The 25,627-nt window shown below is 69.9% G+C and carries 23 protein-coding genes; 15 read left to right on the top strand and 8 right to left on the bottom strand.

Annotated features, from left to right (window positions below):
• Positions 1–28: 28 nt before the first annotated feature.
• A complete protein-coding gene (locus tag ACFPOU_RS16015) occupies positions 29–856 on the bottom strand; it encodes a universal stress protein (protein WP_379723282.1) in 828 nt (275 codons plus the stop codon).
• 355 nt (positions 857–1,211) lie between these two features.
• Here ACFPOU_RS16015 and ACFPOU_RS16010 point away from each other — a divergent pair, with 355 nt between their 5' ends.
• The gene (locus ACFPOU_RS16010) at positions 1,212–2,369 is read left to right on the top strand and encodes a glycerate kinase (protein ID WP_379723279.1); all 1,158 of its coding nucleotides are present in this window, start codon (positions 1,212–1,214) and stop codon (positions 2,367–2,369) included.
• A 22-nt stretch (positions 2,370–2,391) separates the two neighbouring features.
• On the opposite strand, the gene ACFPOU_RS16005 is transcribed toward ACFPOU_RS16010, so the two are convergent.
• Positions 2,392–3,306, bottom strand: a complete 915-nt coding sequence (locus ACFPOU_RS16005) for a LysR family transcriptional regulator (RefSeq protein ID WP_379723276.1) — start codon at positions 3,304–3,306, stop codon at positions 2,392–2,394.
• A 102-nt stretch (positions 3,307–3,408) separates the two neighbouring features.
• Between ACFPOU_RS16005 and ACFPOU_RS16000 the strand changes: the two genes are divergently transcribed.
• The 11 genes from ACFPOU_RS16000 to lhpI all read left to right on the top strand — a co-directional run bounded on the left by ACFPOU_RS16000 (position 3,409) and on the right by lhpI (position 14,237).
• A complete protein-coding gene (locus ACFPOU_RS16000) occupies positions 3,409–4,518 on the top strand; it encodes a muconate/chloromuconate family cycloisomerase (protein WP_379723273.1) in 1,110 nt (369 codons plus the stop codon).
• A gap of 23 nt (positions 4,519–4,541) precedes the next feature.
• Positions 4,542–4,832: a muconolactone Delta-isomerase gene (catC, locus tag ACFPOU_RS15995; protein WP_379723270.1), complete on the top strand. Its 291-nt coding sequence runs from the start codon at positions 4,542–4,544 to the stop codon at positions 4,830–4,832.
• 28 nt (positions 4,833–4,860) lie between these two features.
• On the top strand, positions 4,861–5,781 hold the full coding sequence (gene catA, locus ACFPOU_RS15990; protein ID WP_379723267.1) for a catechol 1,2-dioxygenase: 921 nt from the start codon (positions 4,861–4,863) through the stop codon (positions 5,779–5,781).
• Positions 5,782–5,804: 23 nt separating this feature from the next.
• Entirely contained in the window at positions 5,805–7,196 is a 1,392-nt protein-coding gene (benA, locus tag ACFPOU_RS15985) for a benzoate 1,2-dioxygenase large subunit (RefSeq protein ID WP_379723264.1), read from the top strand.
• Positions 7,193–7,684, top strand: coding sequence for a benzoate 1,2-dioxygenase small subunit (gene benB, locus ACFPOU_RS15980; RefSeq protein ID WP_379723261.1), 492 nt, complete (start codon positions 7,193–7,195; stop codon positions 7,682–7,684). Before benA ends, benB begins: the two co-directional genes overlap by 4 nt.
• Before the next feature lie 39 nt (positions 7,685–7,723).
• Complete coding sequence (gene benC / locus ACFPOU_RS15975) at positions 7,724–8,749, top strand: benzoate 1,2-dioxygenase electron transfer component BenC (RefSeq protein ID WP_379723258.1); 1,026 nt, start codon at positions 7,724–7,726, stop codon at positions 8,747–8,749.
• A 14-nt stretch (positions 8,750–8,763) separates the two neighbouring features.
• Positions 8,764–9,549 (top strand): 1,6-dihydroxycyclohexa-2,4-diene-1-carboxylate dehydrogenase, encoded by a 786-nt coding sequence (locus ACFPOU_RS15970; protein WP_379723255.1) that lies wholly within the window; start codon positions 8,764–8,766, stop codon positions 9,547–9,549.
• A gap of 2 nt (positions 9,550–9,551) precedes the next feature.
• Positions 9,552–10,331, top strand: coding sequence for a 3-oxoadipate enol-lactonase (pcaD, locus tag ACFPOU_RS15965; protein WP_379723252.1), 780 nt, complete (start codon positions 9,552–9,554; stop codon positions 10,329–10,331).
• Between the two features lie 38 nt (positions 10,332–10,369).
• Positions 10,370–11,635 (top strand): benzoate/H(+) symporter BenE family transporter, encoded by a 1,266-nt coding sequence (locus tag ACFPOU_RS15960; RefSeq protein ID WP_379723249.1) that lies wholly within the window; start codon positions 10,370–10,372, stop codon positions 11,633–11,635.
• Between the two features lie 44 nt (positions 11,636–11,679).
• On the top strand, positions 11,680–13,035 hold the full coding sequence (locus ACFPOU_RS15955; RefSeq protein ID WP_379723246.1) for an MFS transporter: 1,356 nt from the start codon (positions 11,680–11,682) through the stop codon (positions 13,033–13,035).
• Between the two features lie 275 nt (positions 13,036–13,310).
• Positions 13,311–14,237: a bifunctional Delta(1)-pyrroline-2-carboxylate/Delta(1)-piperideine-2-carboxylate reductase gene (gene lhpI, locus ACFPOU_RS15950; RefSeq protein ID WP_379723243.1), complete on the top strand. Its 927-nt coding sequence runs from the start codon at positions 13,311–13,313 to the stop codon at positions 14,235–14,237.
• Here the strand turns inward: lhpI and ACFPOU_RS15945 are convergent.
• Entirely contained in the window at positions 14,234–15,265 is a 1,032-nt protein-coding gene (locus tag ACFPOU_RS15945; protein ID WP_379723240.1) for an extracellular catalytic domain type 1 short-chain-length polyhydroxyalkanoate depolymerase, read from the bottom strand. The genes lhpI and ACFPOU_RS15945 overlap by 4 nt on opposite strands.
• Before the next feature lie 334 nt (positions 15,266–15,599).
• On the opposite strand from ACFPOU_RS15945, the gene ACFPOU_RS15940 reads away from it, so the two are divergent.
• On the top strand, positions 15,600–15,815 hold the full coding sequence (locus ACFPOU_RS15940) for a hypothetical protein (protein WP_379723237.1): 216 nt from the start codon (positions 15,600–15,602) through the stop codon (positions 15,813–15,815).
• A gap of 180 nt (positions 15,816–15,995) precedes the next feature.
• A complete protein-coding gene (locus ACFPOU_RS15935; RefSeq protein WP_379723234.1) occupies positions 15,996–16,205 on the top strand; it encodes a hypothetical protein in 210 nt (69 codons plus the stop codon).
• Positions 16,206–16,282: 77 nt separating this feature from the next.
• On the opposite strand, the gene ACFPOU_RS15930 is transcribed toward ACFPOU_RS15935, so the two are convergent.
• The 4 genes from ACFPOU_RS15930 to ACFPOU_RS15915 are packed head-to-tail and all read right to left on the bottom strand — an operon-like array spanning position 16,283 to position 21,215.
• Positions 16,283–18,802, bottom strand: a complete 2,520-nt coding sequence (locus ACFPOU_RS15930; RefSeq protein WP_379723231.1) for a cation-translocating P-type ATPase — start codon at positions 18,800–18,802, stop codon at positions 16,283–16,285.
• Entirely contained in the window at positions 18,799–19,254 is a 456-nt protein-coding gene (locus tag ACFPOU_RS15925; RefSeq protein ID WP_379723229.1) for a universal stress protein, read from the bottom strand. The genes ACFPOU_RS15930 and ACFPOU_RS15925 overlap by 4 nt, the downstream gene beginning before the upstream one ends.
• Positions 19,255–19,281: 27 nt before the next feature.
• Complete coding sequence (locus tag ACFPOU_RS15920; RefSeq protein WP_379723226.1) at positions 19,282–20,334, bottom strand: NAD(P)-dependent alcohol dehydrogenase; 1,053 nt, start codon at positions 20,332–20,334, stop codon at positions 19,282–19,284.
• Positions 20,335–20,378: 44 nt separating this feature from the next.
• Complete coding sequence (locus ACFPOU_RS15915) at positions 20,379–21,215, bottom strand: universal stress protein (RefSeq protein WP_379723223.1); 837 nt, start codon at positions 21,213–21,215, stop codon at positions 20,379–20,381.
• Positions 21,216–21,508: 293 nt separating this feature from the next.
• Here ACFPOU_RS15915 and ACFPOU_RS15910 point away from each other — a divergent pair, with 293 nt between their 5' ends.
• Complete coding sequence (locus ACFPOU_RS15910; RefSeq protein ID WP_379723220.1) at positions 21,509–24,205, top strand: bifunctional acetate--CoA ligase family protein/GNAT family N-acetyltransferase; 2,697 nt, start codon at positions 21,509–21,511, stop codon at positions 24,203–24,205.
• Positions 24,206–24,322: 117 nt separating this feature from the next.
• Here the strand turns inward: ACFPOU_RS15910 and ACFPOU_RS15905 are convergent, their stop codons facing one another.
• Complete coding sequence (locus tag ACFPOU_RS15905; RefSeq protein ID WP_379723217.1) at positions 24,323–25,489, bottom strand: ABC transporter substrate-binding protein; 1,167 nt, start codon at positions 25,487–25,489, stop codon at positions 24,323–24,325.
• Positions 25,490–25,627: the final 138 nt, after the last annotated feature.

The raw sequence follows: 25,627 nt of genomic DNA, 5'->3' as shown, positions 1-25,627 counted from the left end.
AGGGCGCCGGGGCGGGCCATACGACCGCTCAGTGCGCCATCAGCACCGGGATGGTCATCGTCTTCAGGATCGTGCGCGTGGCGCCCCCGAGCAGCAGTTCGCGCACGCGCGCATGTCCGTAGCCGCCCATGACCAGCAGGTCGCTGGCGCGGTCGGCCGCCAGCGACAGCAGGCAATCGCCGACCTCGAGGCTGGTCGTGTCGGCCACCAGTTCGGCGTCCACGTCGTGCGACGCCAGCCAGGCCAGCAGTTCATCGTCGGACTGCGCCGGCGCCTGTGGCGTGCCGACGACGGCGATGACGACGCTGTCGGCCTGGCGCAGCAGGGGCAGGGCGGCCGAGACGGCGCGCGCGGCCTGCCTGCTCCCGTTCCAGGCCACCAGGATGCACTGGCCGACGACGGCCCCGGTCTGGATGTAGGGAACCACCAGCAGCGGATGGGCGCCGGCCAGCAGGGTGTAGGCCGGCAGGTCGATGCCGCCCGCCGCATTCGGCCGCGCCGGGTCCGGCTGGCAGAGGACGGCCAGGTCGGCGTAGCGCGTGGCCAGGGCCAGCGCGGCGCCGGTCTCGTCGTCGATCAGGCGCCGTTCGTACCAGCGCACGCCGGTGCGCGCGGCCAGCGCTTCGAAACGGGCCAGCAGGCTCTCGGCCGTGCGCAGGCGTTCGTCCATGTACGGGGCGAGCACGGTACGGGCAAGGTCGGCGCCGGCGTCGCGGTAGAAGAAACGGGACACGCCGCTCGTCGCCACGCCGAGCAGGTGGGCGTCGAAGCGGATCGCCAGCAGCGCCGCGAGGGCGATCGACGTGGCCGCCTGGGGGGCATCGTCGACATGTACCAGAATGGTCTTGTAGCTCATGGGTGCTCCCGCAGGTGGGCAAGCGGCCTGGCCGGCCACCCGCGCCAGGCCGTCCGCAATGCGATGGTCCCAGCATGGTGCCTGGCAACCGTAATGTCCTTGATGCAGATCAAAACGGGCACGGCTGAGGTCGTCTAGCGGAATCGGCGCCGCCGCGCCACCTCCTCGCCGCGATGCGGCGCGCCGGCGCGTCCGCGACGTCCCCGGCGCGGTCGAAATCGGCTATGCTTCAGCTACTCTTTTCATGGCGAAAAAGCAACGGCGCCGGCGCCTGCAACGCCATCCGGATGCAAGCGTCCTCGATGACGGCCATCCGGCTGCTCCGGCGCGGTCGATCCACTCTTCGGAGACATGCATGACTTCAGTACGTGAGACCACGCCGGTGCGGGTGCTGGTCGCCCCGGATTCCTTCAAGGGCAGCCTGTCGGCCTCGCTGGTCGCGGCCAGCATCGCCGCCGGCGTGCGCGCCGCCATTCCCGGCTGCGTGGTGGTCGAGGCGCCGATCGCCGACGGCGGCGAGGGCTCGGCCAGCGCGATCGCGCAGGGCCTGCAGGGAAAGTGGGACGAGGTCGAGGCGGTCGACGCCAACGGCAAGCCGGTCGCCGTGCCCTTCGCCGCCTGCCATAGTCCCGCGCTCGGACCGTTCGCCGTCTTCGACGTCGCCGAGATCGTCGGCCTGCCGGCGGCCGTCGCGCCGCCCGGCGCCCGCACCACGCGCGGCGTGGGGCAGGCGATCCGCGCCATCCACGATCGCGGTTTCGGCACGATCGCGCTCGGCCTGGGCGGCTCGTCGACCAACGATGCCGGCGCCGGACTGCTGGCCGAACTGGCCTTCGTCTGCCGCGACGGCGCCGGAGCGCCGCTCGATCCGGTGTTCGACAACCTGGGGCGGGTGCGGGTCCTGGAGCGCCGTCGCGGCAGCGAATGGCTGCAGGGACTCAGGCTGATCGGCCTGACCGACGTGACCAGCCCGCTCACCGGCGCGGACGGCGCGAGCATGGTGTTCGGCCCCCAGAAGGGTTTCCAGGACCCGGCCGCGGCGGACGCCGTGCTGGCGCACTTCGCCGACTGCTGCGCCGCGCTGCTCGGACGCGACTTGCGCGAGGCCGCAGGCAGCGGCGCGGCGGGCGGCCTCGGCTTCGCCGTCGCGCTGCTGGGCGGCGTGCTGCGTCCCGGCGCCGCATTCGTGCTCGAAGCGCACCGCCTGGTCGCCGGCGCCGTCGACTACGACTGGGTGATCACCGGCGAAGGGCGCTCGGACCGCCAGACCCTGCTCGGCAAGGGCCCGGCCGAGGTGGCGCGCCTGGCGCGCGCGAGCGGCATTCCCGTGACCCTGCTCTCCGGCGCGGTCGATTCCGACGCGCAGCTGGAAGCGGCGTTCGACGGCGGATGTTTCTCGATCCAGCCGGGGCCGGTGAGTCTCGCGTATGCGATGGAGAATGCCGAGCAGTTGCTGCAGCGCGCCGGGCGCCAGGTCGGCGCGCTGTTCAGCCGGGCACGGCGCGCGACATGACCGGGCGCGCGCACGACCAAGCCTACAGCACCTGCTTCGCGTAGGAGATCCCGAGCTCGTCGTAGATCTCGTAGATCACCTCGAGCATGTTGACCAGTTCCGGCGAGCGGTCCATGTGGCGCGCGCTGAAGATGATCGGCGAGACGGCGCGGCCGTCGTCGAGGGGACGGTAGACGACGTCGGTGCGGATCATGCCTTGCAGGCTTTGCGGCACGATCGCCACGCCCTGGCCCGCGCCCACCAGCCCGATCGCGATCTGCAGCTCGCGCACTTCGATCACTTTTTGCGGCACCAGGTTGCGCTCCCTGAAGATGGCCAGCACCTGGTCGGCAAAGCTCGGGCGCGGATTCTGCGGGTACACCAGCAGCGCTTCCTGCGCCACTTCCGCCAGCGCCAGGGGGCGCTCGATCGCGGCAAGCCGGTGGCCGACGGGCAGGGCGACGATCAGCGCCTCCTCGCGCAGCACGATGCGCCGGATCGCCGGGTCCTCGCTTTTCAGGCGCCCGAAGCCGACGTCGATGCGGCCTTCCTTCAACGCCTGCAACTGCTCGATGGTGGTCATCTCGTGAAAACTGATCTCGACCGACTGGAAGCGGTTGCGGAAGCGGCGCACGATTTCCGGCAGCAGCCCGTACAGGGTCGAGGCCACGAAGCCGATCGCGAACTTGCGGTCGATCTTGCCGACGCGCTGGGTCATCGCCTTCAGGTCGGCCGCCTTGTTCAGCAGTTCCTGGGCATGCGCGTGGAAGAACTTGCCGGCCTCGGTCAGGCGCAGCGGGCGCGTCCCCTTCTCGATCAGCACCACCCCTAGCTCATCCTCGAGCTGCCCGATCTGGCGCGACAGCGGCGGCTGCGCGATGTGCAGGCGCGCGGCGGCGCGCGTGAAATTCTTCTCGTCGGCCACGGCGACGAAATAGCGCAGATGGCGCAGCTCCATGTTCATACCTCCAGGGTATCAAAGCCATACTAATTCAGTGTTGGACGGCCCATTTGTTCGGGAATATCGTGGACACACCGTCACACATTATACGAACCGAATATGATTCGCGATATCGAAACCACGCTGGTCGACGTTCCGACCATCCGCCCGCACAAGTTGTCGGTGGCCACCATGACGACGCAGACGCTGGTGCTGGTGCGCGTGCGCTGCGAGGACGGCATCGAGGGCTGGGGCGAAGCGACCACCATCGGCGGCCTGAACTACGGCGAGGAAAGCCCGGAAAGCATCAAGGCCAACATCGATGCCCACATCGCCCCGCTGCTCGTCGGCACCGAGGGCGCGGGCGTCGCGCCGCTGATGAAACACCTGCGCAAGACGATCCAGGGCAACCGCTTCGCCAAGTGCGCCATCGAAACCGCGCTGCTGGACATGCAGGGCCAGCGCCTCGGCGTGCCGCTTTCCGAACTGCTGGGCGGCCGGGTGCGCGCGTCGTTGCCAGTGGCCTGGACCCTGGCCAGCGGCGACACGGCGCAGGACATCGCGGAAGCCGAAGCGATGCTGGAAAAGCGCCGCCACCGCATCTTCAAGCTCAAGATCGGCGCGCGCGGCCTGAAGGAAGACGTGGCCCATGTGCTGGCGATCAAGCGCGCACTGGGCGAGCGCGCCAGCGTGCGGGTCGACGTCAACCAGGCCTGGAGCGAACTGGAGGCCGTGCGCGGCATCGCGGCGCTGGAAGAGGGCGGCATCGACCTGGTCGAGCAGCCCGTGCGCGCCGAGAACCGGGCCGCCCTGCGGCGCCTGGCCGCGCGCTTCGACGTGGCCATCATGGCCGACGAGGCCCTGCACGGCCCGCTCGACGCCTTCGATATCGCCCGCAATGGCGGCGCCGACGTCTTCGCCGTGAAGATCGCCCAGTCCGGCGGCCTCGTTCCGGCGCAGCAGGTGGCCACCGTGGCCCAGCTGGCGGGCATCGGCCTGTACGGCGGCACGATGCTCGAGGGCGGCGTCGGTACCGCGGCCACCGCGCACCTGTGTTCCACCTTCACCGACCTGTCCTGGGACACGGAATTGTTCGGGCCGCTGCTGCTGACCGAGGAATTGCTCGAAGAGCCCCTGGTCTACGCCGACTTCGCGTTGCGCGTGCCCGACAAGCCCGGCCTGGGCGTGCGGATCGATGCCGACAAACTGCGCCGCATGCGCCGCCAGTAACACATCACCCGGAGGAGTTCGCCATGCTGTTTCACGTAACGATGGAAGTCCAATTGCCGCCCTCGATGCCGAACGACCAGGCCGATGCACTGAAGGCGCAAGAAAAGGCGCTCGCGCGGCGCCTGCAGGAAGAGGGCAGCTGGCGCCACCTCTGGCGCGTCGCCGGCAAGTACGCCAACGTCAGCATCTTCGACGTGCCCGGAAACGAGGAGCTGCACGCGCTGCTGCTGTCGCTGCCCCTGTTCCCGTACATGCGCATCGAGGTCACACCCATGTGCCGGCACCCGTCCTCGGTGCGCGCCGGCGATCTTTAATCCTTCAAACAACCATCAGGAGACAACCATGAACCATCAAGAAATCGACCGGCTGGCCAAGGCGTGGATCGTCGACGCGGCGGACCGCCCCGCCAACCCGCGTGTGCAGGCGATCGTCCTGCGCCTCGTGTCCGACCTGTGCAAGGCCATGGAAGACCTCGATATCGAGCCCGCCGAATTCTGGAAGGGTGTCGAGTTCCTCACCAACGCCGGCAAGAACAACGAGCTTGGCCTGCTGACCCCGGGTCTCGGCCTGGAGCGCTTCATGGACATCCGCGCCGACGAAGCCGAGGCGCGCGCCGGGATCGAAGGCGGTACGCCGCGCACGATCGAAGGCCCGCTGTACGTGGCCGGTGCGCCGGAAAGCCGGGGTTTCGCGCGCCTGGACGACGGCACCGTATCGGACCGGGCCGAAGTGCTGTTCATGCAGGGCACGGTGTTCGACGCCGACGGCCAGCCGGTCGCGGGGGCGAAGGTCGAAGTCTGGCACGCCAACCTGGTCGGGAACTACTCCTTCTTCGACAGCACCCAGTCGCCGTTCAACCTGCGCCGCACGATCATCACCGACGGCGAGGGCCGCTATGCCTTCCGGTCGATCATGCCGAAGGGCTACGGCTGTCCACCGGGCGGCAGTACCGCCACCTTGCTCGACCAGCTGGGCCGGCATGGCCAGCGTCCGGCCCACGTCCACTTCTTCGTGAGCGCGCCGGGCCAGCGCATGCTCACTACCCAGATCAACATCGACGGCGACGAATACCTGTGGGACGACTTCGCCTTTGCCAGCCGCGAGGGCCTGGTGCCGCCGCTGACGCGCGTCACGGACCCGGCGGCCATTGCCGAGCGTGGCCTGGACAAGCCGTTCGCGTCGATCGACTTCGATTTCCACCTGCACCGCGAGGTCGCGACAGCGCCGCCGGCGCAAGTCGAGCGCCAGCGCGCCGCCGCCTGAACCCGGACCACCAGGAGAACACCATGATTCCCATTCATCCCGTGTCCGCGGGTTCCCCGGACCCGGCCGCCGCCGCGGGGCTCGACCTCGATGCGCTGCTGGTCGAAGACCACGCGCGCGGCGACTATCGCCTGCACCGCAGCGCCTTCACCGACGAACGCCTGTTCGAACTCGAAATGAAGCACATCTTCGAGGGCAACTGGATCTACCTGGCGCACGAAAGCCAGATCCCGAACAACAACGACTACTACACGACCCACATGGGCCGCCAGCCGGTGTTCATCGCGCGCAACCGGCAGGGGGAGCTGAACGCCTTCATCAACGCCTGCAGCCACCGCGGCGCCCAGCTGTGCCGCCTCAAGCGCGGCAACAAGGCGACCTATACCTGTCCCTTCCACGGCTGGACCTTCAACAACAGCGGCAAGCTGCTGAAGGTGAAGGACCCGGAAGACGCCGGCTATCCCGAGTCGTTCAACAAGGAAGGCTCGCACGACCTGAAGAAGGTCGCGCGCTTCGCCAACTACAAGGGCTTCCTGTTGGGCAGCCTGAACCCGGACGTGCCGTCGATCGAGGAATTCCTCGGTGAAGCGGCGAAGATCATCGACATGATCGTCAACCAGTCGCCCGACGGGCTGGAAGTGCTGCGCGGCGCGTCGACCTATACGTTCGAAGGCAACTGGAAGCTGCAGGCCGAGAATGGCGCCGACGGCTACCACGTCTCGGCGGTGCACTGGAACTACGCCGCCACGACCAGCCGCAGGAAGGAAGCGCCGGCCGAGCGCGAGGACAAGATCCGCGCCATGGACGCCGGCAAGTGGGGCCGCCAGGGCGGCGGTTTCTACGCCTTCGAGCACGGCCACATGCTGCTCTGGACCCAGTGGGCCAATCCGGAAGACCGGCCGAACTACCCGCGCCATGCCGAGTATGCCGCCCAGTTCGGCAAGCCGACCGCGGACTGGATGATCAACCGCTCGCGCAACCTGTGCCTGTACCCGAACGTCTACCTGATGGACCAGTTCGGCTCTCAGATCCGCCTGCTGCGCCCGATCGCGGTCGACAAGACCGAGGTGACCATCTATTGCATCGCGCCCAAGGGCGAGTCGGACCAGGCGCGCGCCCGCCGCATCCGCCAGTACGAGGACTTCTTCAACGTCAGCGGCATGGCGACGCCCGACGACCTGGAAGAATTCCGCGCCTGCCAGAGCGGCTATGCCGGCAGCGCCATGGCCTGGAACGACATGTGCCGCGGCGCCACCCACTGGATCCAGGGGCCGGACGAGGCGGCCAGGGAAATCGGCCTGGCCCCGGTGCTGAGCGGCGCGCGTACCGAGGACGAAGGCCTGTACACGGTCCAGCACCGGTACTGGCTGGGCGTCATGCAGCGCGCCCGCAAGGCGCAGGGAGCGCAGGCATGAACCCGATCGCCATCGCCGACGTGGCCGCCTTCCTGTACCGCGAGGCGCGCCTGCTCGATGACGAGCAATGGGACGCCTGGCTCGACTGCTACCACCCGGACGCCCAGTTCTGGATGCCATCCTGGGACGACGACGGCCAGCTGGTCAGCGACCCGCAGCGCGAGATCTCGCTGATCTACTACCCGACCCGCCAGGGCCTGGAAGACCGCGTGTTCCGGATCAAGACCGAGCGCTCGAGCGCGACGGTGCCGGACACGCGCACCAGCCACAACATCGCCAACATCGAAGTCGAGCGACAGGAAGGCGCCGTGCTCACGGTGCGCTTCAACTGGCACACGCTGAGCCATCGCTACAAGACCGATTTCAGTCATTTCGGCATGTCGCGCTACCGCATCGATTTCGGCGGCGAGACGCCGCGCATCCTGGACAAGTACATCGTGCTGAAGAACGACTACATCCACCAGGTCATCGACGTGTACCACATTTAACGCCATGCAAACCCGGGGAGACCGGGGAGGAGACAGACGATGAGCCATCACATCGCCCTGCAGTTCGAAGACGGGATCACCCGCTTCATCGCGTGCAACGAGAACGAGAAGCTGTCCGACGCCGCTTATCGCCAGCGGGTCAACATTCCGCTCGACTGCCGCGACGGCGCCTGCGGCACCTGCCGCGCGCATTGCGAGTCGGGCAGCTACGACATGCCCGAAGCGAGCTATATCGAAGACGCGCTCGAACCCGAGGATGCCGCTAGGGGCGTGGTCCTGGCCTGCCAGATGCGGCCGACCTCGGACTGCGTCGTCAAGATCCTGGCGACCTCGCAAGCCTGCAAGTCGGGGGCGCACAGCTACCAGGGCAAGCTGGCCACGGTCGAGCACTTCTCGCCCTCGACCATCCGCTTCGCCATCGATGTCGACGAGGGCGCGGCGCCCGGCTTCCTGCCGGGCCAGTACGTCAACGTCCAGATTCCAGGGACGGCGCTGACGCGCTCGTACTCGTTCAGTTCGGCGCCCGGCGCCGGCCGCGTCGAATTCGTGGTGCGCAACGTCCCCGACGGGCGCATGAGCGGCTACCTGGCCGGCCAGGCGGCGGCGGGCGACGCCATCACCTTCCTCGGTCCCTTCGGCAGCTTCTACCTGCGGCCCGTGACGCGCCCGGTGCTGTTCCTGGCCGGCGGGACCGGCATCGCCCCTTTCCTGTCGATGCTCGCGTCGCTGGAGAAGACGGGATTTCCCCATCCGGTGCGCCTGGTCTATGCCGTGACCAACGAATGCGACCTGGTCGGCCTGGATGAACTCGACCGCATCGCGGCGGCACATGCCAATTTCACTTACGTCAGCTGCGTGGCCGCGCCCGAGAGCACCCACCCGCGCAAGGGTTATGCCACCGCCCATGTCGAGCCGGGCTGGATGCATGGCGGCGCGGTCGACGTCTATCTGTGCGGCCCGCCGCCGATGGTCGATGCGGTACGCGGCTGGCTGAACGAGACCGGGGTCGCGCCCGCCAGTTTCCACTACGAGAAATTCTCGCCGAACGGGGGAGCAGGAGCATGAGCAGGAGCATGAGCATGGACAAGCGTCGACGTTTCGAAGACCGGGTGATGATCGTCACCGGCGCGGCCCAGGGGATCGGCCGCGGCGTGGCCCTGGCGGCGGCGCGGGAAGGGGCGCAGCTGGTGCTGGCCGACCGCGCGCGGCTGCTGGAAGAGGTCGGGGCCGAGGCCCAGGGATTGGGCGCGCTGGTGACGCTGGCGAACGTCGACCTCGAGACCTATGCCGGGGCGTGCGAACTGGCCGGGACGGCCCTGCGCGAATTCGGCCGCATCGATGTGCTGGTCAATAACGTGGGCGGCACCATCTGGGCCAAGCCCTATCAGGAATACGCCGAAGCGCAGATCGAGGCCGAGATCCGGCGCTCGCTGTTTCCGACCCTGTGGTGCTGCCGCGCGGTGCTGCCGGCCATGATCGCCCAGCGCGGCGGGGCCATCGTCAACGTGTCCTCGGTGGCCACGCGCGGCATCCACCGCATTCCGTATTCGGCGGCCAAGGGCGGCGTCAATGCGCTGACCGCGAGCCTGGCCTTCGAGCACGCGCAGGACGGCATCCGCGTGAACGGCGTGGCCACCGGCGGCACCGAGGCGCCCCCGCGCGTGGTGCCGCGCAACCCGGAACCGCTGAGCGAACAGGAACAGGTCTGGTACCAGGGCATCGTCGACCAGACGCTCGCCTCGAGCCTGATGCACCGCTACGGCACGATCGACGAGCAGGTCGGCGCGATCCTGTTCCTCGCCTCGGCCGAGGCGTCCTACATCACCGGCAGCGTGCTGCCGGTCGGTGGCGGCGACCAGGGGTGAACATGGCGACCATTCCAGTCGACGGCGCCACCCTGCATGTCCGCTGCGACGGCGACCGCCGCCGCCCCGCGGTGCTGCTGTCCAATTCCCTCGGCACCGACCTGTCGATGTGGGATGCGCAAGCGGCCGTGCTGTCCCTGCGCTTTCACGTCGTGCGCTACGACACGCGCGGCCACGGCGGCTCGAGCGCGCCGCCGGGACCGGCCACGATCGCGCAACTGGGCGCGGACGTGCTGGCCGTGCTCGACCATCTCGACATCGGACGCGCCCACTTCGTCGGCCTGTCGATGGGCGGCGTGATCGGCCAGTGGCTGGGCGCGCATGCGCCCGAGCGCCTGGACAAGCTCGTGCTGGCCAACACCGCGTCGCGTATCGGCACGCCGGACGGATGGCGCGAACGCGCCGCCGCGGTGCGCGCGCACGGCATGGGCGAGATCGCGGCCGGCGCGCCGGCGCGCTGGTTCACCGCTGACTTCGCGGCGCGCCAGCCGGTGCTGGTCGGCTCGATGCAGAAGACCTTGCGCGCGCAAAGCCCCGATGGCTACGCGGCTTGCTGCGAAGCCCTGATGGATGCCGACCTGACGATGCAGCTGAGCCGCATCGTGGCGCCGACCCTGGTCATTGCGGGGGCCTGCGACCCTGTCACGACCGTGGCGCACGCCCGCTCCCTGGCGGCAGGGATCGCAGGCGCGCGCCTGGTCGGCCTGCAAGCCTCGCACCTGTCGAACCTCGAAGCGCCGGACCGTTTTACCGGCGCGCTCAATGACTTCCTGTCGGCCTGAGGCCGACGCCTTTCGAGCCACCTAGCCAAGGAGCGGACATGCGCCAGTCCCGTCATGAGCAGCGCGTCGATGCGGCGCAAGCCGTCCCGCGCCCGCCAGCGCTGCAGTCCGCCTGGTCCGACTGGTCGGCCTCGGCGGTCAGCGCCGGCTTCCTCGCCGTGCTGGTTTCCTTCACCGGGCCGCTGGCGATCTTCTACCAGGCCGCGCAGGCGGCCCAGGTCGACAGCGCGACTTTCGCGTCCTGGGTCTGGGGGATCTCGATCGGTGCCGCCGTGTCGGGCATCGTGCTGAGCTGGACGCTGCGCATGCCCGTCATCACCGCCTGGTCGGCGCCCGGCACCGCCTTGCTGGTCGTGCTGTTTCCGGGGCTGTCGCTGGGCGAAGCGGTCGGCGCCTACCTGACGGCCGCCGCGATCCTGCTCGTCATCGGGCTCTCCGGCAGTTTCGACCGCCTGATGGCGCATGTCCCCAAGGGCGTCGCCAGCGGCATGATGGCCGGGATCCTGCTGCCCTTCGGCCTGGATGCCTTCCGCTCGACGGGCTCGCTGCCGCTGCTCGCCTTCGGCATGGTGGCCGCCTACCTGGTGTTGCGGCGCTGGGTGCCGCGCTACAGCGTGATGCTGCTGCTGGCCGCCGGCGTGCTGCTGGCGCTCGCCACGGACGCGACCGACTTTTCCAGCGTCAGCCTGCAACTCGTGGCGCCGCAGTTGATTGTGCCCGCCTGGTCGTGGGCCAGCACCTTCAGCCTGGCCCTGCCGCTGGTCCTGGTGACGCTGGCCGGCCAGTACCTGCCGGGCATGGCGGTGCTGCATACCTCCGGCTATGCGGCCAGCGTACGCCCGATCATGAGCGTCAATAGCGTGGTTTCGCTGCTGGTCGCCTGCACCGGCGGCATCACGATCGCGATCGCGGCGATCACCGCCGCCATGTGCACCGGTCCCGACGCCCACGAGGACCCGCGCCGGCGCTACGTGGCCGGCATCGCCAACGGCGTGTTCTACCTGCTGGCGGGCTTGTGCGGAGGCTCCATCGTGATGCTGTTCGCGGCGCTGCCGAAGGAGCTCGTCGTCACGCTCGCGGGCCTGGCGCTGCTCGGGCCGATCACGGCCAACCTGGCCGGCGTGATCCAGGCCGACGACCACCGCGAAGCGGCCGTCGTCACCTTTCTCGCCACCGCGTCGGGCATGCGCTTTCTCGGCCTTGGGTCGGCGTTCTGGGGGATCGCGATCGGCATGGCCGCCTGCTGGATCCTGCACGGGAACGTTTTCAAACCGCAGCAAAAACAGAAGTACGAAGTGAAGTAGCACGGGTTCGCACACACACACAAACGATAACGGAGACACGTACCATGCGACACTTCGACATCCACAAACTCGCCGACACGGCGACCTTCAACCGCTTCCACGGCTCGCTCCTGATGTGGTGCGGCATCATCATCATCTGCGACGGCTACGACCTGGCCGTGGCCGGCATCGCCCTGCCTTCGATCATGAAGGACATGGGCGTCACCGCCCAGAACGCCGGCTTCATGGTCAGCTCCGCGCTGTTCGGCATGATGTTCGGGGCCATCACGCTCGGCACCCTGGCCGACCGCATCGGCCGCCGCTGGGCCATCGCCATCTGCGTCGCGCTGTTTTCCGTCTTCACGGCCGCCGCCGGCCTGACCCACGACCCGTACGTGTTCAGCGCGCTGCGCTTCCTGGCGGGCCTGGGCATCGGCGGCGTGATGCCGAACGTGGTCGCGCAAATGACCGAGTACTCGCCACGCAAGATCCGCGCGACCATGGTCACCCTCATGTTCAGCGGTTATGCCGTCGGCGGCATGCTGGCGGCCATCCTCGGCAAGGGATTGATCGAACAATACGGCTGGCAATCGGTGTTCCTGGCTGCCGGCGTGCCGGTGCTCCTGATTCCCTTCGTGCTCAAATCGATGCCGGAATCGATGCCCTTCCTGGTCCGGCAGGGGCGCCTCGACGAGCTCAAGGCGATCCTGTCGCGCCTCGATCCTTCCTACCGTGCCCAGTCGGGCGACAGCTTCGCGCTGCCCGCGGTCGACCGCGCATCGGGCGCGCCGGTGGGCAAGCTGTTCCAGGAAGGGCGGGCGTTTTCCACGCTGATGTTCTGGGTCGCCTTCTTCATGTGCCTGTTCATGGTCTACGCCCTCAGTTCCTGGCTGACCAAGCTGATGGCCGGCGCCGGCTATAGCCTCGGCTCGGCATTGACCTTCGTGCTGGTGCTGAACTTCGGCGCCGTGATCGGCGCCGTCGGCGGCGGCTGGCTGGCCGACCGCTTCCACATCAAGTACGTGCTGGTGGCCATGTATGCGCTGGCCGCGGTGTCGATTTCGCTGCTCGGCTATCCGGTCTCGACGCCGGTGCTGTTCCTGCTGGTCGGGCTGGCTGGCGCCTCGACCATCGGCACCCAGATCGTGACCTATGCCTATGCGGGCCAGTTCTACCCGAGCGCGGTGCGCGCGACCGGCATCGGCTGGGCATCGGGCGTCGGCCGCAGCGGCGCCATCCTGGCGCCGATCGTGATCGGCACCCTGGTCGGCATGGCGCTGCCGCTGCAGCAGAATTTCGTGGCGATCGCGATTCCCGCCGTCGTCGCGACGCTCGCGGTCCTGCTGATCCGCCATGAACGCTCAGCCACGGCCGTCGTCGAAGCCGAGCCGCAGGCAAGCCCGGTGCGCACGACCGCGTGACCGCCGCGCACGCTGCCCAATCCGCACGGCGCGCGCGTTCGCGCCGTGCTTTCCCGGCCGGCGGCCGGTTTCCCGCCCGCCGGCCGCGACGTCTTCCTGCACCGCGAAAACGGCCTGCCCGGCACGGGACCGGCGCCGGCAGCATCGTCATCTGAAAGTTTATCGGCCAGTCGGCGCAAAGCGCTTCATAATCGTGCCCGACGCCGGTGCCGGTGCCGCGCTGGCCGGACACGCCCCTACGCCGCTCGCCGGCACGCCGACAACAGGAAGAACGCATGCACGATTCACTTTCCGCCGACATCGTCGTCCACGACCGCCGGCAGACCGCCGCGCTGCTCGATTATGCCGAACTGGTCGACGCCGTCGCCGCTGCGGCGGCCGAACGCGAGGCCGGCGCCATCCTGAGCCCGGAGCGCCTGGTGATCCCGCTCGGCGGCGGCGCGGTCATGCTCAGCATGCCGGCGGCGGCCGCCGATATCGCCATCCACAAGCTGGTCAACGTCCACCCGGACAACGCGGGCCGCGGCTTGCCGACGATTCACGGCGCCGTCACCGTGTGCGAAGCGGCGACCGGCCGCATCATCTGCGTGCTCGACGGGCCGGAAGTGACGGGCCGCCGCACCGCCGCCGTGACGCTGCTGGCGATGCGCCATCTGCTGCCGCGCGCGCCGCAGCACGTCCTGGTCGTCGGCACCGGCTCGCAGGCGCGCTACCACGTGCAGGCCATGCAGGCCCTGCATCCGCAGGCACGGGTGTGGGTGCGGGGACGGACCGCGCAGGCGGCGCTGCGCTTTTGCGAGGAAAACCGGATGCTGCACGCGCAACTCGCGCCCTGCGCGGATGGAGCACCCGCGATGGACGTCGTGGTGACGCTCACGACCAGCACCGAACCGGTGTACGACGAGGCGCCGCGGGCAGGGCGGCTGGTGATCGGCGTGGGCGCCTTCAAGCCGTCGATGGCGGAACTGGGCGCGCGCCTGCTGGCCGGCAGCGACATCTATGCCGACGATCCGGCCGGCGCCCGGCACGAAGCCGGCGACCTGCTCAGGGCCGGCGTCGACTGGTCGCGCATGGCGTCGCTCGGCGCACTCCTGCGCGCGAGCGTCGACGGCGCGCGCCCCGCGGTGTTCAAGAGCGTCGGCACCGCCGCCTGGGACCTGGCGGCCGCGCGCGTGGCACTACGGAGCCTGGCCGTCCGCTAGCCGATTTCTACTTGAGGCCGTGTCCGAATGTCAGACGTGACCCCAGCTCTGCAGCTCGGGGCTGGCTGGCGCATGAAAAAACGCAGCATCTCGCGGCTGGCGTCGGGGCCGCTGGTGTCGGTGTAGCTGCCGCGCCGGTCGCCGCCGGACCAGGCATGGCCTGCGCCGTGGATGGTCCAGTGTTCCGCCACCACGTCGCCCATCGTGCCGCGATGGGTCTGCCTGGTGAAGCTGCGGCCGCTGGCCTCGCCCGTCTCGGCCAGCACGGCCAGCTCGCAGGATTGGCTCGGCGTGCGCGCCATGTAGCAGTCGATCGATTGCTGGACGACGTCGGCGCTGTTCTTCTGGTGGACCGTGTGGTCCACGTCGCCGTGGAAGACGATGACCGGGATGCTGGCCATCGGCACGGTCTGCTTGGCGGCGCTCAGGTCGGACCCGTCGCGCATGGCCGACATGGCGCTCGTGCTACTCGTGGCGCTCCGGTGCGGCAGGCCGGAATGGCAGCCGACCGCCTTGAACAGGTCGGGATAGGTCCGTCCCATGATGACCGCCATCGCGCCGCCCGACGACAGGCCGGCAATCGACACGCAGGCAGCGTCGACGTCGTAGTCGGCGATGATCGAGCGGGTCAGGGCCGCGATCAGCGCCGGCTCGCCTTCGTCGCGCTCGTGGTGGGCCTGGTCGTACCAGTTCCAGCAGCGGTTCCAGCTCACTTGCGTCGATTGTTCGGGATACAGGACGAGGCATTGCGACTGTTCGGCCAGTTCGTTCATGCCGGTGCCAAGCGCGAAGTCCGCTGCATCCTGTCCACAGCCGTGCAGCATCACCACCAGCGGCATGGCCGTGTCGCGTTTGCCGCTCGGCACGTACAGCCTGTAGGGGATGGAAGCGGCCCCGCTGTCGAAGCGGCCCGACAGGAACTGTCCCTGGTTCGGCGTCTGCGCGCACGCAGGCACACCGGGCGCCAACAGGCTTGCCCACGGATTGAAACTAAAAAAAGGCCACTGCCCGGTTGCTGGATCGATCATGTTTACTCCGTCGAAGTCGAATTGGACGCCTTCCGCATATCCGGCAACTATATAGAAATGCTGCGCCGCAGCATGTCAGTCGATAACGCTAGAGCGCGTAGGAGAATGGTCCGACCCCGGTGAAACAGCCACGACCGATCGATCTGCCGTCATGCCGGCCAACGGGCGTAGAGGGCAGCATGGTGAAGAATGATGTGGGAGCAACAACTAAGGTTTATCGTAATTCGAGACGACATTCACGTCATGAATTGCCATCATTCTGAAATGCAATTAGATTTTTCGGCAGTAGGCGCCATACTGGTGACATACCAACCAGTCACACAACGAGGAAATCATGTCCACGAGCCCTACCGTCGCCCTGCTGGAAAGCACCCTGTTCGAGCGGGCAGTCCAGTTCGCGAAGAAACTCGTCGCGGGTCCCGCGGCAGGAGATGCCAACGGCGATCTCTGGCAGCTCTATCGCATGACGCGTGGCGTCGACTCGGTCCGTCCGGGCGTCACCCGCAAGCTCGACATGATGGCGCGCCGGCGCGCCGGCCAGGCAGGCTAGCCCGGCGGGCACCGTGCCGTCCCCGAAAGCCGAGGGGCGCAGGGATACCGGCCCGCCGCCGCGATCGCGTACGCCTGGACGGGGCATACAACTGTTGAATGTCCGCTATTCGGGAATACAATTAGATTTATTTCTCAAAAGCATCATACTGTCCGTATCCGATTAGCAGCGAGTCAAAGCATGTCCAGCATCGAAGGCGTCCAGGCAGCGACGCCGGTCCCACAAGCAAATTTGTTGAACAACGCTGCGGCTTTCTTGCGAAAGATTGGCAGCCGTCTCGTCGTGCCGGTCGCGTCGACCGAGGACATGAACCAGGTGTGGCGCATCTACCGCCTGAGGCCCGGCGCCGATACGGCGCGCCCGGCGCGGACCGGGGCCGCTGACAGGTAGTGCGCAGCCGGGCGCCTTCTGGATATGAGTGAGGACCAGGCCATGCCGGGCCGGCACCGCCGCCCGCGGGCGCGTCCTCAAGCGCGCGATTGCGCCGCCAGCCGCCGCGCCGCTTCGGCGCCGGCCAGCATGCCGAGGGCAAGCAGGGCCGCCATGGCGATCCAGGTCAAGGGCGGCGCCGCGAACCGGAACAGGCTGGCCAGGCTGGGGATGTAGACGGCCGCAAGCAGCAAGCCGGGCGCGAGCGCCGCGATCGCCCAGAAAACCGGGTTGGCCGCGCGCAGCGCGTCGCGCAGCCTGCCCTGGCGGTTCAGCAGCAGCAAGCCGAGATTGCATAGCACCATGACGGCGAAGGCGAAGGCGCGTGCCTGCGCTTCAGGCAGGTGTTCCAGCGCGTAGCCGTAGGCGAGCACCGTCAGCAACAGCGACCAGCCGCCGGCCAGCACTGCCCGGTGAATGTCGACGCGCCCGAACAGGCGCTCGGCGCGCGCACGCGGCGGGCGCCGCATCAGCCCCGGTTCGTCCGGCTCGCTCTCGAAGGCCAGCGAACAGGCCGGGTCGATCACCAGTTCGAGAAACACGATGTGCACCGGATACAGCAGTACCGGCCAGCCGAGCAGCACCGGCAGCAGCGCCATCCCGGCGATCGGCACATGGATCGCCATCACATAGGCCATCGACTTGCGCATGTTGCTGTAGATGCGGCGCCCGGCGCGCACCGCCTGCACCAGCGAGGCGAAACGGTCGTCGAGCAGGGTCAGTTCGGCCGCCTCGCGCGCGACATCGGTGCCGCGCAGCCCCATGGCGACGCCGACGTCCGCCGCGCGCAGGGCCGGCGCGTCGTTGACGCCGTCGCCGGTCATGGCGACCACCTCGCCGGCGCGCTGCAGGGCTTGCACGATGCGCAGTTTTTGCCGCGGCACGATGCGCGCGCAGACCGCCGCGCCGGCCAGGCGTTGCTGCAGCAGGGCGTCGTCCATGGCCGCCATCTCGGCGCCGGTGAGCACGCTGCCTGCGCCGAGTCCGGCCTGGTGCGCGATGGCCTGGGCCGTGGCCGGATGGTCGCCCGTGATCATCAGGATGCGCATGCCGGCGGCGCGGCAATCGGCCACCGCATCCGGAATGTCGGCGCGCAGCGGGTCGGCCAGGGCGGCCAGGCCGAGCAGCTCGAAAGGGAGGTCGGCCGGGTCATCGGGCAGCGCGGCGGGCGCGCGGGCACGGCCCACGGCCAGTACCCGCAAGCCCTCGGCGGCCATCGCCGCGGCGGCGGCCAGCACGGCCGCGGCCTGCGCCGCGCCGAGCCCGCACATGGCGGCCACCGTTTCGGGCGCGCCCTTGATGGCGGCCGTCAGCGCGCCGCCATCGGCCCACACATGAATGAGTGCCGGGCGCGTCGGCGTGATGCCGTATTCGCGCACCAGCGGGCCGGGCGGCGCCAGGGCGTCGGCCGCCAGCCGTGCGCGGGCGGCGCGCTCGAAGGCCGATTCCATCGGGTCGCTCGCGTTGGGGCGGCTGGCCAGCAGGGCAAAGCGCAGCAGCTCGCGGCACGGCGGCGCCAGGGGCGCGCTCCCGGCGAGCGGCACCTGGCGGCCTTCGCACCAGAGCGCATGCACGGCCATGCGGTTTTCGGTCAGGGTGCCGGTCTTGTCGACGCACAGGACCGAGGTCGAGCCCAGGATCTCGATGGCCGCCAGGCGCCGCGTGAGCACCTGCATGCGCGCCAGGCGCCAGGCGCCGAGCGCCGGAAACACGGTCAGGACGACCGGGAACTCCTCCGGCAGGACCGACATCGACAGCGCGACCCCGGCCAGCATCGATTCGAGCCAGGGGCCGCCGCGCAGGCGGAGAATGAGGATCAGGAACAGGCTGACCGCGGCGCCCAGCAGCGCCAGGCGCCGCGCCAGGTCCCCGGTCTCGCCCTGCAGGCGGCTGGGCGGCGGGCGGATCGCGTGCAGGGCGCTGCCGATGCGGCCGAGTTCACTGTGCACGCCGGTGCGCGCCACTCGCGCCAGGCCGTGACCCTGCACCACGAGCGTGCCGGCATACACCCAGGGCGAACCGTCGCCGCCGGGGACGGCGGCCGGCGGCTCGCCCGGCGCCGCGCACTTGGCGACCGGTACCGATTCGCCGGTCAGCATCGATTCGTCGGCCTGCAGGCCGGCGCCGGCGGTGAGCCAGGCGTCGGCCGGGACGCGGTCGCCTTCGCCGAGTTCGACCAGGTCGCCCGGCACCAGTTCGGCCGCCGGCAGGCGGCGGCGCTGGCCGCCACGCACGACCAGCGCGGTCGGCGTGGCCAGTTCGCGCAGCGCCTGCAGGGCGCGTTCCGTGCGGCCTTGCTGGTACAAGGTCAGGCCCAGCATGGCCAGTACCATCAGCAGCAGGAAGATGCCCTCGCGCGTCTCGCCGAGCGCCAGGTAGAGACCGGCCGCGCCGAGCAGGAGCACGAACATCGGCTCGCGCGCCATGTCGCGCACGATGGCGCGCCAGCGCTGTCCGCGCGCTTCGGGCAGGGCATTGGGGCCGGTCTCGGCCAGGCGGCGCGCGGCCTCGGCCTCGCTCAGGCCCTGGGACGCAGGATCGGCGGCGGCGTCGTTCATGCGCGCGGCGCGGACGGCGGTAACACCAGTACCGGCACCGGCGAGGTGGACAACACGCGCATGGTCTGGCTCCCGACTTTCAGCCTGGCCAGGCCGTGCCGGCCGTGCGAGCCCATGACGACCAGGTCGCATCCCGCGCGCCGGACCGCGTCGACGATCTCGTCGCCGGTCGCCAGCGACATGGCCGTGAGCGCGCGGCAGGGCACGCCGGCCGCGTGCGCCGCCGCGGCCACCTCGCCGACGATGCGCCGCGCCTCGTCTTCCAGGATGCCGAGGTCCGCGCCGCCGGCCAGTGCCATCGCGTTGTCGGCCGCGAACAGCAGGGGCGCCGGCTGGACGACCGAGAAGGCGACGATCTCGGCGCCCATCTCCGTGGCCAGGCCGATCGCCGCCGCCGTGGCCGCGCGCGCGGGCGCGGAACCGTCGGTCGGGACCAGAATGCGCTTGAACATGGCGGCTCCTGTGGACATCGGGCGCGCTCAGGGCGTGATCGCCACTTTCAGCACGCCGTCGCGCTGGTTGGCGAACAGGTCGTAGGCCAGTTCGATTTCCTCGAGACGGAAGCGGTGCGTGACCAGGGGACCGAGGTCGACCCGGCGCGAGGCCAGCACATTCATCAGGCGGCGCATGCGCTCCTTGCCGCCCGGGCACAGGGTGGTGACGATGCGGTGGTCGCCCAGGCCGGCGGCGAAGGCGTCCACCGGCAGGCCGAGCTTGCCCGAGTACACGCCCAGGCTGGAGAGGGTGCCGCCCGGTTTCAGGACCCGCAGGCAGCTCTCGAAGGTCTGCTGGGTGCCGAGCGCCTCGATCGCCACGTCGGCGCCGCCGGTCAGGCGCATGACCTGCTCGACCGGGTCGCCGGCGTGGAAATCGACGGTCTCGTCGGCGCCCAGGCGGCGCGCCATCGCCAGCCGCTCGGGCACGCCGTCGACGACGACGATGCGGCTCGCCCCGCGCAGTTTCGCTCCCGCGGTGGCGCACAGGCCGATCGGCCCCTGGGCGAACACGACGACCGTGTCGCCGATGCGGATCGCTCCGTTCTCGGCGCCGCCGAAGCCGGTGCTCATGATGTCGGGGCACATCAGCACCTGTTCGTCCGAGAGGCCATCGGGGATCGGCGCCAGGTTGGCCATCGCGTGCGGCACCTTCACGTACTCGGCCTGGCAGCCGTCGATCGTATTGCCGAAGCGCCAGCCGCCGATGGCATGGCCGCCGCATTGCGCGCCATGGCCGTCGAGGCAGGTATGGCACTGGCCGCAGGGGGTGATGGCGCCGGCCAGGACGCGCTGCCCGATCTTGTAGCCGGTGACGCCGGCGCCGAGCTCGGCGACGACGCCGACCGGTTCGTGCCCGATCGTCAAGCCCTCCGCGACCGGATATTCGCCCTTGAGGATATGCACGTCGGTGCCGCAGATGGTCGTCATCGTCACCTTGATCACGGCTTCGCCGGGGCCGGCGACCGGAACCGGCTTGCGGCCGAGGACGATGCGGCCCGGGCCGGTGAATACTGCTGCGTTCATCATCGCCATCATGGTCTCCTGACAGGGGTACGGGCGGGGTACGGGCGGGGCGCGGGTCAGTGCGCCATCAGCACGGGAAGGGTGGTGTCGGCCAGGACGGTCTTGCTGGCGCCGCCCAGGATCAGCTCGTGGAACCTGCTGTGGCCGTAGCAGCCCATGACCAGCAGGTCTGTGCCGAGCTCGGCGGCCAGCGCGAGCAGGGCGGCGCCGGGGTCGGGCGCCGGCCGGCGCAGGGTTACCTCGCTGCGCACGCCGTGGCGCAGCAGGTAGCGCTCCAGGTCGGGAATGTCGGGCGGGCGCTCGGCCTCGGCCGCCTCGTCGGGATGGAAGGCGGCGATCGTGACGGCCGCCGCGTGCCGCAGCAGCGGCAAGGAAGCGGCGATCGCGAACGCCGCTTCCTTGCCGCCGTCCCAGGCCAGCAGGACCTTGTCGAACCTGGGGCCGCGGCAACCGGCGCGCGGCACGACCAGCACCGGCCGCGCCTGCGCGAGGATCACCGATTCCGGCAGGCGGGTCGGCTGCTCGCCGAGGGCTTCGTCCGGGTCGTCCTGGCTCATCACGACGAGGTCGGCGAAGCGTGCCAGGCGCGCCAGCGCCTCGTCCGCCTGGTCGCGCACCAGCCGCTTTTCCGCCGTCAGCCCATGCCTGGCGGCGACCTGGGCAAACTGGCGCAAGGCGCGCGTGGCCAGGGTGTCGAGCGGCGCGAAGCAGCCGGCCTCGATGCTGCCGGGCGCGAACGGGCGCCCGGCGGACACGACGAAGCGCGACAGGCCCGTCATCGCGGCGCCGATCAGGTGGGCGCCATGCTCGACCGCCAGCCGTGCGGCCAGGTCGACGCGCGCATCGGCATGACGCGACAGGTCGGCGTGGACGAGGATGGTCTTGTAGTCCATGGCGGATCTCCGACGGCGGCGCGCGCCGGTTGGCGCTTGCTGGGATCGAGTCTCCCCGGTGCGTTCTTGTTTGTATTTGATCTGCATCAAAATCGCCAAGACACGCGCCGATTGGCGAAAAAAACAACGCCTGCGGGCACGGCCCGGCGCAGGCCGCCGCCGGGTGCGGCGGCCCCGGCCGGCCGCTCACTGCCGGGTTCGCTAAACCGGATGCCAGCTATAATCCTTGATGTGCATCATGGATTCTGCCGTGCGCGGCGGCTAGGCTCACAGGGTCGCGGAGGAGCCCGATCATGAGTGTGCGTTACCTGGATCATTTTTTCACGCCGCGCTCGGTGGCGGTGGTCGGTGCCTCGGCGCGGCCCGGCAGCGTCGGCGCGACCGTGTTCGCCAACCTGGCCGCCGGCGGTTTTCGCGGGGCCATCTGGCCGGTCAATCCGCGCTCCGGGGAAATCGGCGGCATCAAGGCCTTCCGCGATGTCGCCGATCTGCCGGGCGCGCCCGGCCTGGCCGTCATCTGCACCCCAGCCGCCACCGTGCCGGCCATCGTCGCGCGCCTGGGCGCCATGGGCTGCCGCGCGGCCGTCGTCATCAGCGCCGGGCTCGATGCACCGGCCCCCGGCGGAGGCACCCTGCGCCAGGCCATGCTCGACGCCGCCCGGCCGCACCTGCTGCGCATCCTCGGCCCCAACTGCGTCGGCCTGCTGGTGCCGGGCATCGGCCTGAACGCGAGTTTCGCGCCGACCGCCGCGCTGCCGGGGCGGCTCGCCTTCGTGGCCCAGTCGGGCGCGCTCGTCACGACCGTGCTCGACTGGGCGCGCGAGCGGCGCATCGGGTTTTCCTGCTTCGTCTCGCTCGGCGACGGTACCGACGTCGACTTCGGCGACCTGCTCGACTACCTGGCCGGGGATCCGGGCACCGATGCCATCCTGCTGTATGCCGAGAGCGTGCGCCAGGCGCGCAAGTTCATGTCGGCCGCGCGCAGCGCGGCGCGCGCCAAGCCCACCGTCATCGTCAAGGCCGGCCGCACGGCCGAGGCGGCGCATGCGGCCTTCAGCCATACCGGCGCGCTCGCCGGGGCCGACCTGGTCTACGACGCCGCCATCCGGCGCGCCGGCATGCTGCGCGTGTTCACCACCGCCGAGCTGTTCGACGCGGTGGCCATCCTCGCGCGGCCGCGCGCCGCCGGGACCGGCGCCGGGCGGCTGGCGATCCTCACCAACGGCGGCGGTCCCGGCGTGCTGGCCACCGATGCCCTGGTCGCCGGCGGCGGCGCGCCGGCACGGCTGGCCGAGGCCACGCTCGCGCGGCTCGATGCGGGCTTGCCGCCGAACTGGTCGCGCGCCAATCCGGTCGACATCATCGGCGACGCGCCCGCCGCGCGCTACCAGCATGCCCTGCGGGTGCTGCTCGAGAGCGGGGAAGCCGACGCGGTCCTGCTGATCCATGCGCCGACCGCGATCGTCACCAGCGCCGAGGTGGCGCGCGCCGTCCTGCCCGCGCTGCGCCAGGCGGCCAAGCCCGTGCTGTGCTGCTGGCTCGGCGGAGCCGGCGCGGCGCCGGCGCGCAGCCTGTGCGCCGAGGCCGGCGTGCCGCAGTTCGACACGCCCGAGGAAGCGGTGCGCGCCTGGCTGCAGCTGCTCGACTACCAACGCAACCAGGCGCTCCTGACCGAGGTGCCGGGCGCCGTGCGGCTGGCGCCGCCGCAGCGCGAGGAGGCGCGCGCGCGGATGGCGGCGCTGGCGGCAGGCGGCGCCGCCGTGCTGCCCGAGGAAGAGGTGCGCGCGCTGCTGTCGGCCTACGGCATCCCGCTCGTGGCCACCGCAAGCGCCGTGGACGAGGAGGACGCGGTGCAGGCGGCCGCGCGCATCGGCTACCCGGTGGCCCTGAAGATCGTCTCCCCCGAGGTCTCGCACAAGTCGGACGTGGGCGGCGTCGCGCTCGACCTCGACGACGAGGCGGCGCTGCGCCAGGCGGCGCGTGCCATGCGCCAGCGTCTCGCGGCCTTGCGCCCGGGGGCGCGCCTGGCCGGCTTTACCGTGCAGGCGATGGCGCGCCGTCCGCAGGCGGTCGAACTGATCGCCGGGCTGGGCACGGACCCGGTGTTCGGGCCGGTGGTACTGTTCGGGCAGGGCGGGGTGGCGGTCGAGGCGGCGGCCGACAGCGCGATCGGCCTGCCGCCGCTGAACCGGGTTCTGGCCAGGGACATGATTGGCCGCACCCGCGTGGCGCGCTTGCTCGGTGCCTACCGCGGCCGTCCCCCGGCCGACCTCGACGCCCTGGCCGACGTGCTGGTGCGGGTCGGACAGATGGCGGCCGACCTGCCGGCGCTGTGCGAACTCGACATCAACCCATTGCTGGCCGACAGCGCCGGCGTGCTGGCGCTCGACGCGCGCATGCGCATCGCGCCGCCGCCCGCCGCGGGCGACGCTCTGGCGCGTCTGGCGATCCTGCCCTATCCGGACGAGCTCGAGCGCCGGGTCGATACCCGCATCGGGGTGCTCACCCTGCGCCCGATCCGGCCCGAGGACGGCGCGGCGCACCAGGTGTTCTTCCACGCGCTCACGCCCGAGGATGTCCACTTCCGCCTGTTCGGCAGCCAGCGCGAACTGTCGCCCGCCCAGCTGGCGCGCTTCACCCAGATCGACTACGCGCGCGAGATGGCCTTCATCCTGACCCGGCCGGGGCCGGCGGGCGAGGGCGAGACCCTGGGCGTGGCGCGCCTGGTTACCGATCCGGACAATATCGTCGGCGAATTCGCGATCGTGGTGCGTTCGGACCTGAAGGGGCAGGGACTGGGCAGCCTCCTGCTGGCGGCGCTGCTCGACTATGCCCGGGCGCGCGGGACCGGGGCGATCGTCGGCCTGGCGCTGTCCGACAACACCCGCATGCATGCGCTGGCGCGCAAGCTCGGCTTCACGCTGTGCAGCGCCGCCGACGGGACGGTGGAGATGCGGCGCGTGCTGAACCCGCAGGCCGGGGCGCCTTGAGCGCGGCGCTCCTGGTCGCCCAGGGCCATCCCGACCGGCAGCGGCCGCGCCCGTGCCACGCGCCGGCGCGCGCCCAAGCCGCCGGGGCCGATTGCATGCGGACCTGCCCGCACGCGGTCAAGGCACGTATTTCCAGGCACCCTTTTCGATCTTCACCATCACCTGCGAGCGCTGGTCCAGGCCCTGGTGGTTGGTCGGGCTCATGTTGAAGACGCCGTGCGAGGCCGTCACGTTCTTGATGCCTTCGAGCGAATCGCGCAGGGCGGCGCGAAATTCCCTGGTGCCGGGTTTGGCCTTCGGCAGCGCGGTCTTCGCCGCCGCTTCCAGCAGGACCGCCGCGTCCCAGGCATGGCCGCCGAAGGTCGACACGCTGTCCTTGCCGTGCGCCGCCGTGTACTTGTTCACGTAGGCCAGCGCGGTCTTCTTGACCGGATTGCTGTCCGGGAGCTGGTTGGCCACCAGCATCGGGCCGACCGGAACGAAGGTGCCTTCGCAATCGGCGCCGCAGACGCGCAGGAAGTCGCTGTTGGCCACGCCGTGGGTCTGGTAGATCTTGCCCTTGTAGCCGCGCTCGCGCAGGGCTTTCTGCGGCAGGGCGGCCGGGGTGCCGGAGCCGGCGATCAGGATCGCGTCGGGATTGGCGGCCATCAGTTTCAGGACCTGGCCGGTGACCGAGGTGTCGGTGCGCGCGAAGCGCTCGTTGGCGACGATCTTGATCTTGCGCGCCGGGGCGAACTTGCTGGTCTCGCCGTACCAGCCTTCGCCGTAGGCGTCGGCAAAGCCGATGAAGCCCATCGTTTTCACCCCGGCGTTCGACATGTGCTGGGTGATGGCGGTGGCCATCTGGCCGTCGTGCTGGGTGGTCTTGAAGATCCAGCGCCGCTTGGCATCCATCGGCTCGACGATGCGCGCCGCGCCGGCGATCGTGATCATCGGCGTCTCGGTTTCGGCCGCCACTTCCAGCATCGCCAGCGAGGTCGGCGTGACCGAGGAGCCGATCAGGATGTCGACCTTGTCTTCGGAGATGAGCTTGCGCGCGTTCTTGACGGCCTGGGTCGCGTCGGAGGCGTCGTCGAGGATGATGTACTGAACCTTCTGGCCGCCGATCTCGTTCGGCACCAGCGCGAAGGTGTTCTTTTCTGGAATGCCGAGCGAGGCCGCCGGGCCCGTGGTCGAGATCGACACCCCGACCTTGATCTGCGCGTGGGCACTGAAAGCGGCCGCCAGGGCGGCCACGAGGACGATGCTCTTTGACACAAGGGTGAGGCGGGAAATGCGGGTCATGCTGTCTCCTTCATTGTGTTTTGAAATGTACGCCGGCGAGGCCGCCCGGGGACGCCCGGTCACGCCGCCTGCGCGCTAGTATAGGCCGCCCCTGCACAAAAAATGTCGGTTCCTCAACAGTTTTCGCATATCATTTAT

The organism is Massilia jejuensis, assembly GCF_042656795.1.
GTDB classification, from domain to species: domain Bacteria; phylum Pseudomonadota; class Gammaproteobacteria; order Burkholderiales; family Burkholderiaceae_D; genus Telluria; species Telluria jejuensis.
The sequence above is the reverse complement of the archived record's forward strand: the minus strand, read 5'-3'. Positions and strand labels throughout refer to the sequence as shown.

What these genes read in the sequence shown, in the direction of transcription:
- ACFPOU_RS15945 (WP_379723240.1), bottom strand. Translation starts at nt 15,265, where the DNA reads ATGATCGATCCAGCAACCGGGCAGTGGCCTTTTTTTAGTTTCAATCCG.
- ACFPOU_RS15955 (WP_379723246.1), top strand. Translation starts at nt 11,680, where the DNA reads ATGCGACACTTCGACATCCACAAACTCGCCGACACGGCGACCTTCAAC.
- ACFPOU_RS15905 (WP_379723217.1), bottom strand. Translation starts at nt 25,489, where the DNA reads ATGACCCGCATTTCCCGCCTCACCCTTGTGTCAAAGAGCATCGTCCTC.
- lhpI (WP_379723243.1), top strand. Translation starts at nt 13,311, where the DNA reads ATGCACGATTCACTTTCCGCCGACATCGTCGTCCACGACCGCCGGCAG.
- ACFPOU_RS16015 (WP_379723282.1), bottom strand. Translation starts at nt 856, where the DNA reads ATGAGCTACAAGACCATTCTGGTACATGTCGACGATGCCCCCCAGGCG.
- ACFPOU_RS15935 (WP_379723234.1), top strand. Translation starts at nt 15,996, where the DNA reads ATGTCCAGCATCGAAGGCGTCCAGGCAGCGACGCCGGTCCCACAAGCA.
- benB (WP_379723261.1), top strand. Translation starts at nt 7,193, where the DNA reads ATGAACCCGATCGCCATCGCCGACGTGGCCGCCTTCCTGTACCGCGAG.
- ACFPOU_RS16010 (WP_379723279.1), top strand. Translation starts at nt 1,212, where the DNA reads ATGACTTCAGTACGTGAGACCACGCCGGTGCGGGTGCTGGTCGCCCCG.
- benA (WP_379723264.1), top strand. Translation starts at nt 5,805, where the DNA reads ATGATTCCCATTCATCCCGTGTCCGCGGGTTCCCCGGACCCGGCCGCC.
- ACFPOU_RS15960 (WP_379723249.1), top strand. Translation starts at nt 10,370, where the DNA reads ATGCGCCAGTCCCGTCATGAGCAGCGCGTCGATGCGGCGCAAGCCGTC.
- ACFPOU_RS16005 (WP_379723276.1), bottom strand. Translation starts at nt 3,306, where the DNA reads ATGGAGCTGCGCCATCTGCGCTATTTCGTCGCCGTGGCCGACGAGAAG.
- ACFPOU_RS16000 (WP_379723273.1), top strand. Translation starts at nt 3,409, where the DNA reads ATGATTCGCGATATCGAAACCACGCTGGTCGACGTTCCGACCATCCGC.
- ACFPOU_RS15910 (WP_379723220.1), top strand. Translation starts at nt 21,509, where the DNA reads ATGAGTGTGCGTTACCTGGATCATTTTTTCACGCCGCGCTCGGTGGCG.
- catC (WP_379723270.1), top strand. Translation starts at nt 4,542, where the DNA reads ATGCTGTTTCACGTAACGATGGAAGTCCAATTGCCGCCCTCGATGCCG.
- ACFPOU_RS15915 (WP_379723223.1), bottom strand. Translation starts at nt 21,215, where the DNA reads ATGGACTACAAGACCATCCTCGTCCACGCCGACCTGTCGCGTCATGCC.
- ACFPOU_RS15920 (WP_379723226.1), bottom strand. Translation starts at nt 20,334, where the DNA reads ATGATGGCGATGATGAACGCAGCAGTATTCACCGGCCCGGGCCGCATC.
- pcaD (WP_379723252.1), top strand. Translation starts at nt 9,552, where the DNA reads ATGGCGACCATTCCAGTCGACGGCGCCACCCTGCATGTCCGCTGCGAC.
- benC (WP_379723258.1), top strand. Translation starts at nt 7,724, where the DNA reads ATGAGCCATCACATCGCCCTGCAGTTCGAAGACGGGATCACCCGCTTC.
- ACFPOU_RS15930 (WP_379723231.1), bottom strand. Translation starts at nt 18,802, where the DNA reads ATGAACGACGCCGCCGCCGATCCTGCGTCCCAGGGCCTGAGCGAGGCC.
- ACFPOU_RS15970 (WP_379723255.1), top strand. Translation starts at nt 8,764, where the DNA reads ATGGACAAGCGTCGACGTTTCGAAGACCGGGTGATGATCGTCACCGGC.
- ACFPOU_RS15925 (WP_379723229.1), bottom strand. Translation starts at nt 19,254, where the DNA reads ATGTTCAAGCGCATTCTGGTCCCGACCGACGGTTCCGCGCCCGCGCGC.
- ACFPOU_RS15940 (WP_379723237.1), top strand. Translation starts at nt 15,600, where the DNA reads ATGTCCACGAGCCCTACCGTCGCCCTGCTGGAAAGCACCCTGTTCGAG.
- catA (WP_379723267.1), top strand. Translation starts at nt 4,861, where the DNA reads ATGAACCATCAAGAAATCGACCGGCTGGCCAAGGCGTGGATCGTCGAC.